7 protein-coding genes are annotated in these 9,456 nt (G+C 69.0%); 2 read left to right on the forward strand and 5 right to left on the reverse strand.

The genetic code is table 11. The annotated features are described in order from the left end of the window. Together A5695_RS25565 and A5695_RS25570 are read left to right on the forward strand one after the other, a co-directional pair. A partial coding sequence (locus A5695_RS25565) for a protein kinase (RefSeq protein WP_068089193.1) occupies positions 1 to 1,585 on the forward strand: 1,585 nt, incomplete at its 5' end. Between the two features lie 50 nt (positions 1,586 to 1,635). Further along, on the forward strand, positions 1,636 to 1,992 hold the full coding sequence (locus A5695_RS25570; RefSeq protein WP_068089196.1) for a hypothetical protein: 357 nt from the start codon (positions 1,636 to 1,638) through the stop codon (positions 1,990 to 1,992). Between the two features lie 111 nt (positions 1,993 to 2,103). Here A5695_RS25570 and A5695_RS25575 read toward each other — a convergent pair whose 3' ends face one another. The 5 genes from A5695_RS25575 to secD form a co-directional block, all read right to left on the reverse strand. Then, positions 2,104 to 4,497, reverse strand: coding sequence for a bifunctional (p)ppGpp synthetase/guanosine-3',5'-bis(diphosphate) 3'-pyrophosphohydrolase (locus tag A5695_RS25575; RefSeq protein WP_068089199.1), 2,394 nt, complete (start codon positions 4,495 to 4,497; stop codon positions 2,104 to 2,106). Between the two features lie 164 nt (positions 4,498 to 4,661). After that, positions 4,662 to 5,219, reverse strand: a complete 558-nt coding sequence (locus tag A5695_RS25580; RefSeq protein WP_068089202.1) for an adenine phosphoribosyltransferase — start codon at positions 5,217 to 5,219, stop codon at positions 4,662 to 4,664. After that, the gene (locus tag A5695_RS25585; protein ID WP_068089206.1) at positions 5,201 to 6,850 is read right to left on the reverse strand and encodes an ABC transporter substrate-binding protein; all 1,650 of its coding nucleotides are present in this window, start codon (positions 6,848 to 6,850) and stop codon (positions 5,201 to 5,203) included. The genes A5695_RS25580 and A5695_RS25585 overlap by 19 nt, the downstream gene beginning before the upstream one ends. Positions 6,851 to 6,855: 5 nt before the next feature. After that, positions 6,856 to 8,157, reverse strand: a complete 1,302-nt coding sequence (gene secF / locus A5695_RS25590; RefSeq protein WP_068089209.1) for a protein translocase subunit SecF — start codon at positions 8,155 to 8,157, stop codon at positions 6,856 to 6,858. Positions 8,158 to 8,160: 3 nt separating this feature from the next. After that, a partial coding sequence (secD, locus tag A5695_RS25595) for a protein translocase subunit SecD (protein WP_068089212.1) occupies positions 8,161 to 9,456 on the reverse strand: 1,296 nt, incomplete at its 5' end.

Raw genomic sequence — 9,456 nt, forward strand, 5'->3', positions numbered from 1 at the left:
GCACGTGGTGCCCATCCACAGTTACGGGGAGATCGACGGCCGGCTCTATGTCGACATGCGACTGATCGAGGGCCGCGACCTGTTGCAGTACATCGCCGAAAACGGCGGGCGACTGTCCCCGGAGCGCGCGGTCGCGGTGATCGAACAGGTGGCCGCGGCGCTCGACAGCGCCCACCAGGCGGGGCTGGTCCATCGCGACATCAAGCCGAAGAACATCTTGGTCACCAAGGCGCGCGACTTTGTCTACCTGATCGACTTCGGAATTGCCCGCACGCTGGCCGATACGTCGCTCACGCAGACCGGTCACACGATGGGCACCGTCGCCTACATGGCGCCCGAGCGGTTCAGGGGCGCAACGGATCACCGCGCCGACGTGTATTCGTTGGCCTGCGTGCTGCACGAGTGCCTGACCGGCACGCGACCCTATGCCGGCGAGAGCCTCGAGGAACAACTCAACGCCCATCTCAACACCCCGCCGCCGCGACCGTCGGCAACCGCGGCCGGCGTCTCCCCGGCCCTCGACGCGGTGGTCGCCCGCGGGATGGCCAAAGATGTTGAACAGCGCTATCAGTCGGCGATGGAACTCGCCGAGGCCGCCAGGGCGGCATTGGCCAACCCGGCCGGAACCGCGGCACGGAATCCGCCGCAGGGGCCGGCCGCGCCGCTGCCGCCAACCGTCGGGCCGCCCACGCAGGACTACCCCTCCACCGGCCCCAGTCCGAACCCGCAGCCGTCGTATCGCGCCCCAACACACTCCCGCCGTCTGTTGCTGGGCATCGTCGGGGCGTCCGCGCTGGCGCTGGCCGCGGTAGTGGCGCTGGTCATCGCGCTGGTGACCCAGAACGACGGCTCCGCCAACGGCACGGCGTCCACCAGCGCGTCGCGCGCCCGAGTCCCGGGCCGGCAGGGCGCAACTTCGGGACCGACCGGGCAGGCCATGGCGACGGTGCCGCCGTTGCCGGCGTTCGCGCCGCCTGCCGATCTGGGCGCCAACTGCCAGTACCCCAGCGCACCGGACACCGTCGTCAAACCCGTCAGCCCGCCCCCGTCCGGCAGGGTCTCCACCGAGCCCGCGGAAATCCCGGCCACCGTCTCCACCAACTTCGGTGATATCGGCATCCAGCTAGCCAACTCCGAATCCCCTTGCACGGTAAATAGTTTCGTCAGCCTCGCCAAGCAGCAATTCTTCGACAACACCCAGTGCGCCCGGCTGATCAACTCCACCGACGGTGGATCACTGCTGTGCGGCGGTCCCGATGCCGACGGCTCGGGTGGCCCCGGCTACCAATTCGCCGACGAGTATCCGACCGATCAATACCCGCCCGGGGATCCCGGGCTCAGGGCGACCGTGCTCTATCCGCGCGGCACCGTGATCATGGCCGTCGACGGCCCGAACACCAACGGCAGCCAGTTCTCCTTCGTTTTCCGGGACTCCGAAATGCAGCCGACGAGCACCGTGCTCGGCACCGTCAGCCAGGCGGGTCTGGCGGTCTTGGACAAGGTCGCCGAGGCCGGCATCGCCGGCAACCGGCAGAGCGGCGCCCCCACCAACCCCGTCACCATCAGCTCGGTGCGCATCGGGTAGAACGCGCCACACCGGGTACCCGACCTGCGATCCGAAGCAAGGAGGGTGTCATGGCAACCAACAGCGCGGTGGAGATCCGTTTCGGCGCACCGGAGAACGTGCTGGAAGTGCAAGTGGGCACCGTCGAGGTGGACGTACCGCGGTCCGTGGGCTATTTCGGCGGATTGATCGCCGCCGCCGGGCTGGGCCTGATCGAACCGCCGCTGGCGCTGTTCGTCGCGGCGGTACCGCTGTTCAAGGTGCTGACGAACAGCGCGCTGCCCCGCGCGGTGCGCGTCGTGGGCGAGGTGCTGGAAGGGGCGGCCAAGCCGGTCGGCAGCGACGCTGAGGGCGTGATCGTGCTGGAGGACCAGCACGTGTCCGACACGAAGGTCGTCCGCTTGCGCACGCGAAACAACCGGGGGTAGCGGGGGCCTGATGGCGGCGACCCGCGGCGCCCGGCTTGGACTTTTGCGGCGACCCGCTTCGCCCGGCTACGCCGTGCTCGCGATCGCCGCGGCCGCGCCGGCAATTACTGTCTAGGCCGCCGAGGTCACGCGGTAGACGTCGTAGACTCCTTCGACGTTGCGCACCACGTTGAGCAGGTGGCCGAGGTGCTTCGGGTCGCCCATCTCGAAGGTGAACCGGCTGATCGCCACGCGGTCGCCGGAGGTGGTGACCGACGCCGAGAGGATGTTGACCTTCTCGTCGGCGAGCACCCGCGTGACGTCGGAGAGCAACCGGTGCCGGTCGAGCGCCTCGACCTGGATAGCCACCAGGAAAACCGACGACGGCGATGGCGCCCAATGCACCTCGATGATCCGCTCGGACTGCTGTTGCAGCGACGCCGCGTTGGTGCAGTCGGTGCGGTGCACGCTCACCCCCCCGCCGCGCGTGACGAACCCCATGATCTGATCGCCGGGCACCGGCGTGCAGCACTTGGCCAGCTTGGACAGCACCCCCGGCGCGCCGGGCACCGAGACGCCGACGTCGTCGCTGCTGCGCGGGCGGCGCAGCATGGTCGTCGGCGTGGAGCGCTCGGCCAGATCCTCTTCTGCCTGGTCGATCCCGCCGAGTTCGGCGAGCAGCCGCTGCACCACGTGGCGGGCCGAGACGTGGCCCTCGCCGATCGCGGTGTAGAGCGCGGACACGTCGGTGTAGTGCAATTCGCGGGCCACCGCCGCCATGGATTCGCCATTGACCAAGCGCTGCAAGGGAAGTCCACCCCGGCGCACCTCGCGGGCCATTGCCTCCTTGCCGGCTTCCAGCGCCTCCTCACGGCGTTCCTTGGCGAACCACTGCCGGATCTTGGCCTTGGCGCGCGGCGAGACCACGAACTGCTGCCAGTCGCGCGACGGCCCGGCGTTGGGCGCCTTCGAGGTGAAAACCTCGACGACTTCGCCGTTTTCCAGCTTTCGTTCCAGCGCCACCAGCCGGCCGTTGACCCGGGCCCCGATGCAGCGGTGGCCGACCTCGGTGTGCACGGCGTAGGCGAAGTCCACCGGCGTCGATCCGTTGGGCAGCGTGATCACATCGCCCTTGGGGGTGAACACGAAGATCTCTTGCACCGCAAGGTCGTAGCGCAACGATTCCAGGAACTCGCCCGGGTCGGCGGCCTCCCGCTGCCAGTCGAGCAGCTGACGCATCCAGGCCATGTCGTCGATCTCGGCGGCGGCGTGCGGATGCGGAACCCCGTTGCGGCCCTTGGCTTCCTTGTACCGCCAGTGCGCGGCGATACCGTATTCGGCGGTGCGGTGCATGTCGCGGGTGCGAATCTGCACCTCAAGCGGCTTGCCCTCGGGGCCGACAACGGTGGTGTGCAGCGACTGGTAGACGCCGTATCTCGGCTGGGCGATGTAGTCCTTGAACCGCCCCGCCATTGGCTGCCACAGCGAATGCACCACGCCGACAGCCGCATAGCAGTCCCGGATCTCGTCGCACAGGATCCGGATGCCGACCAGGTCGTGGATGTCGTCGAAGTCTCGTCCCTTGACGATCATCTTCTGGTAGATGGACCAGTAGTGCTTGGGGCGGCCCTCGACCGTCGCCTTGATCTTCGAGGCGCCCAGGGTGTTGGTGATCTCGGCGCGCACCTTGGCCAGGTAGGTGTCCCGCGAGGGGGCACGGCCGGCGACCAACCGGACGATCTCGTCGTACTTCTTCGGGTGCAGGATCGCGAAGGACAGGTCTTCCAGCTCCCACTTCACGCTCGCCATCCCCAGCCGGTGAGCAAGGGGAGCAATGACTTCCAGCGTCTCGCGGGCCTTGCGGGCCTGCTTCTCCGGCGGCAGGAATCGCATGGTGCGCATGTTGTGCAGCCGGTCGGCGACCTTGATCACCAGCACCCGGGGGTCGCGGGCCATCGCGGTGATCATCTTGCGGATCGTCTCGCCCTCGGCGGCGGTGCCCAGCACCACCCGATCCAGCTTGGTCACGCCGTCGACGAGGTGCGCCACCTCCTCACCGAACTCCTCGGACATCTGCTCGAGCGTGTAGCCGGTGTCCTCGATGGTGTCGTGCAGCAGCGCGGCCACCAAAGTCGTGGTATCCATGCCCAATTCGGCCAGGATGGTGGCGACGGCCAGCGGGTGGGTGATGTACGGGTCGCCGGAGTGGCGTAACTGCGTGGCGTGCCGCTGGTCGGCGACCTCGAAGGCGCGCTGCAGCAGCGACAGGTTCGCCTTCGGATAGATCTCGCGGTGCACCGCCACCAGCGGTTCCAGCACCGGGTTGAGCGTGGTGCGCTGGGAGGTCATCCGGCGGGCCAGCCTGGCCCGGACCCGGCGCGACGCGCTGCTGGTGGTCTTCAGCGTTTCGGTCGGCGTCTCGGGCGGCTCGGCCGCCCGGGCCGTGACCGGCTCCCCAACCAGCAGGGACTCCGCGACGTCAGTGGGCGCGTCAAGCGCCTGCGCCGCGCTCTTCTCGTTCGCCACGTTTGTCACCTCCGACCTCGAGGATATCGCGCAAGTCCCATGCCCCGACCGCGTTGAGTGTGCGATGAGGGCTTTGAGTGTGTGGTTGGGCCGACGAGATGGCCAAACCCACGCCCTGAGACACTCAGCGCCGCCAGTTCACACCCAATTCCGCGGTTGGCTCGCTAGACCCGGCTCAGGCTGTGCACCGGCAGGTCCACGACCGCCTGGCGGCCCCCGAGCGCGGTCAATTCGACGACCACCGCAGCCGCCATCACGGTGGCGCCGGTGCGTTCCAGCAGCCGGGCGGCCGCGGCCAGGGTGCCCCCGGTGGCCAGCACGTCATCGATGATCACCACGTGGCGCCCCCGCAAGTCGATGCCGTCGGCGGGGATCTCCAGCGTGGCGCTGCCGTACTCCAGGTCGTAGTGCTCGGCGTGCACCGGCGGCGGCAGCTTTCCGCCCTTGCGGATGGCCAGCACGCCGGTGCGCAGCCGGTCGGCGACGGCCGCGGCCGCCAGGAACCCGCGGGAATCGATCCCGGCGACCAGGTCGGCGCCGGAAGCGATCGCGGCCAGCGCGTCGGTGACCGCGGTCAGTCCCCGCGGGTCGGCGAACAACGGGGTGAGGTCCTTGAACTGGACCCCCGGCTTGGGGAAGTCCGAGACCTCGCGAAGCAGCGAGGCGATGACGTCGGCCACCGACGAGGTCCCGCCGACGCTCGTCACTGCACCAGCGCCCATCGGTCCATGTTCCAGCCCGCACCCCAACGGGTCGGGTTCTTGCTCACCGCGTACATCTTCTTCGACATCAGGAGCGTGCGTTGCTGCCGGTACAGGGGCAACGTAGGCATGTCGCCCCACAGTACCGGCGCCGCCTCGCCCAGCAGCCGGACGCGTTCGGCGGGGTCGGCCGACACCGCGAGCGCCCCGATGGCGGTGTCGATCTGCGGGTTCGAGTAACCGGACAGGTTGTTGCCGTTGCCTCCGTGCAGGTCGTAGGCGTCCATCGCCGACGACCCTGTCGAACCGCTGCCGGTGGCGCCGCCGGTGCTGGCCAGGAGCACGTCGATCTTGCCGTCCTTGAGGGCCTGCGGCCCCGACGTGTCCAGGGCGACGTTGACGACGCTGATACCGGCCGCGGCGCAGGATTTGGTGATCACCCCGACGTTGACCGCGAGCCGCGCGTTGGGCCCCGAGTAGCCGATCCGCACCGTCGTCGGTGCGCCGCCGAGCGCGACGCGGGCGGCGGCGGCGTCCGCCTTGGCGAACTGGGCGGCCTCGGCGGCGCCGTCGCCGGCGGTGACGGGGTCGTCGGCGGCGGGGTTCAGGCGCGAGTTCGCGATCGGCACCCCGGCGTCGCGCGCGAGGGTGTCGCGGGGCGTGCACAGCGCGAGCGCGCGCCGCGCCTGGGGCTGCGAGAGCGGCCCCTGCGGGGCGAAGATCAGCTGCTCGATGCCGGCAGACGGTGAATCGGCGCGGACGTAGTTGTCCGGGGTCGTCAGCGTTCCCGACGAGCCCGCCGCCACGTCGACCACGTCGACGCTGCGGTTGTTGACGCGGTCCTGGATATCGGGGCCCTGCGGCCACACGGTGATGCGCTTGGTGATGGCCTTGGGCCCCCACCACCGGTCGTTGGCGACGAGCACCACCGCGCCGCCGTCGAGGACGCGTTCGATCTTGTAGGGGCCCGACGACGGGAAGTTCTTGAGGTCAAGGCCGGGCTTGAGGTCCCAGATGGTGTTCCACAGCTTGGCGATCTGCTGCACCAGCGCGGTGTTGTTGCTGAGCAGCGCCGCCGTCACGTCGATGTGCAGCTGGTCGGCGATGACGTGCGATGGCATCAGCGTGGTGGCGGTGAACAGCTGGTTGTAGTCGACGACTCCGCGGTCCGGGATGAACGACACCCGCGCCTTCTTTTGCCCCGGAAGGCAATCGACGTTGGCGATGTCGAGGTAACCGGCCTGGGTGGCGACGTTGAAGTCGGGGTACCGGCCGGACTGGGCCGCCCACGCCAGCACCAGGTCGTCGCAGGTCACCGGCTTGCCGTCGGAGTAGACAGCGTTGTCGGCGATCTGGTAGTCGAGCACCAGGGGCGAACCGCCGACTATCGAGACGGTGCCGAAGTCACGGTCGGCCACGGTCTGCCCGTCCGGGCCGTGGTAGCTGAAGCCGGCGAGCGTGCGGGCGAAGGCCTGGGCCCCGGCTGATACCGCGCCGACGACGGTGTTGGTGTTGTAGCTGACCAGCCGGCCGTCCACCACGTATTCGATCTGGGAGGCCGCGCTGCCCGAGCACGCGGCCAGCGTGACGGCCGCGACGAGCATTGCGGCCAAACCGATAGCGCCCCCAGCGAGGCGATACCTGGCGGCCATGGCGACTACCGCCGGCCGGCGTTTCGCTTGCCGCTCGGACGCCGGGTTCCGGTCGGGCGGGCCGGGCGCGCGCCCGGCGCCGGCTTGTTCGGGGCGGGCTTGTCGGACGGGGTGGTCGCCGGCGCCGCCGATTCGTCCGCGGCGGCCGTCGTCTCGTCGGTGGCATTCGTCTCGTCGGCGGCCTTCGTCTCGTCGGTGGCCTTCGTCTCGTCCGCGGGTTCGGCGCCGCCCTTGCGGCGTCGCGTGACGCGGCGGGTGTGCGTGCGCACCAGCTCCGTGCGCTCGCGCAGCGTGACCAGCAGCGGGGTGGCGAAGAAGATCGACGAGTAGGTGCCGACGATGATGCCGACCAGCTGGACCAGCGCCAGGTCCTTGAGCGTGCCGACGCCGAGCAGCCACACCGCCACCACCATGAGCGCCAGCACCGGCAGCACGCCGATCAGGCTGGTGTTGATCGAGCGCATGAAGGTCTGGTTGATCGCCAGGTTGGCCTGCTCGGCAAACGTGCGGCGGGTGGTGTGCTGGAAGCCGTGGGTGTTCTCCTCCACCTTGTCGAACACGATCACGGTGTCGTACAGGGAGAAACCGAGGATGGTGAGCAGGCCGATGACGGTGGCCGGGGTGACTTCGAAACCGACCAGCGAGTACACCCCCGCGGTGACGGTCAGGTCGAAAACCATCGTCGTCAGCGCGGAGACGGCCATGTACCGCTCGTAGCGCACCGTGATGTACAGGCTTACCAACGCCAGGAACACCACCAGCGCGATCAGCGCCTTGTTGGTGATCTGGTCACCCCAGGTCTCGGACACCGCCGCGTCGCTGATCGCCTGCTTGGTGGGCTTACCGTCGGCGCCCTTCGGCTGGAAGGCGTCGAACAGGGCGTTGCGCAGCTTGGTCGTCTGGTCGTTGGTCAGCGTTTCGGAGCGGATCTGCACGGTCGCGGACCCGCCGTTGCCGACGACCACCACCGACTCCGGATCCCGGCCGATGGTTTTCCTGAACACGTCGGACACCTGCGACGTCTGGACGGTGCCGCGGGGCATCGACACCGTGGTGCCGCCCTTGAAATCGATGCCGAAGGTGAAGCCTCGCAACAGGATTGACAGTATCGCCACAGCGACGATCGCCCCGCTGATCCCGTACCACAGCCGGCGGCGGCCGATGACCTCGAACGCGCCGGTGCCGGTGTAGAGCCGCGAGATGAAGCCGTGCCGTTGCTCGCCGGCGCCGCCGTCGGTCAATTGGGCGGCGTCGCCGGTGGCCTCGGTGATCTCGGTCGCGTCCTTGGCTGCCTTGGAGGCACTCATGGGCTATCCCCGTCCCGTCTTCACTTGCGACGAAGCCCGGCGCTCGCGGGCCACCTGCTGAACGGCCCCCAGGCCGTTGTATGCCGGTTTGGCCAGCGTCGGCGACTTGGACGCCAGGTAGATCATCGGCCAGGTCACCAGGAATACGACCACGACGTCGAGGATCGTGGTGAGCCCCAACGTGAAGGCGAATCCGCGCACCTGACCTATCGCCAGGGCGTACAGCACCGCGGCGGCCAGGAACGTGACGGCGTTGCCCGACACGATCGTCTTGCGGGCCCGCACCCAGCCTCGGGGCACCGCCGATCGGAACGACCGACCCTCGCGGATCTCGTCTTTGATGCGTTCGAAGAACACCACGAACGAGTCCGCCGTGGTGCCGATACCGATAATCAGACCCGCGATACCGGCGAGGTCCAGGGTGTAGTTGATCTGGCGGCCCAGGATCACCAGGATCGCGAAAACCATTGCGCCGGAGGCGATCAAGGACAGTGCCGTGAGCAGGCCCAGCACCCGGTAGTACAGCAGCGAATACAGCAACACCAGGACCAGCCCGATGGCGCCCGCAACGAGCCCCGCTCGCAACGAGGTCAATCCCAGTGTCGCCGAGACCGTTTGGGCCTCCGACGCTTCGAAGGACAGCGGCAGCGAGCCGTACTTGAGGACGTTGGCCAGCTGCTTGGCGGTCGCGGCCGTGAACGGCGGGTCGCCACCGGTGATCTGCGTCCGGCCGCCCGGAATGGCTTCCTGGATCATCGGCGCGCTGACGACCTGGGAATCCAGCGTGAAGGCGGTCTGGGTACCGATGTGGGCGGCGGTGAAGTCAGCCCAAGTGTTGGCGGCCGCCGGTTTGAATTGCACGTCAACCACGTAGCCGATGCCGCGCTGGTTCATCCCGGAGGTGGCGTCCTGGATCTGGTCGCCGCTGATGATCGACGGCGCCAGCAGGTACGCCACCTTGTGATCGGTCGAGCAGGTCACCAGGGGCAGGTTGGGGTCGTCGTTGCCGGCGAGGATGTCCTCTTTGTCGCAGCGGGTCGCCTGGAACTGCAGCGCCAGGAACTGGACACCCTGACGGGTGCTCTGCCGCCACTTCTTCTCATCGGCGATGCGATCGGCGAGCTCCTTGCGCGGGTCCGGGGGCGCCGGCTGCTCGGCCGGGGGCACGTCGGCCGGTGGCGCGTTCCCCGCGGGCGCTGGCGCGGGGCTGGGCGCTGGCGCGGGGCTGGGGTCCTGCGGATACGGCCGCGGCTGGGCCGGCGGCCGGCCACCCTGCGGTGCGGGCGGGGGCGGTGTGTC

The organism is Mycobacterium sp. E1747 (assembly GCF_001667775.1).
GTDB lineage: Bacteria > Actinomycetota > Actinomycetes > Mycobacteriales > Mycobacteriaceae > Mycobacterium.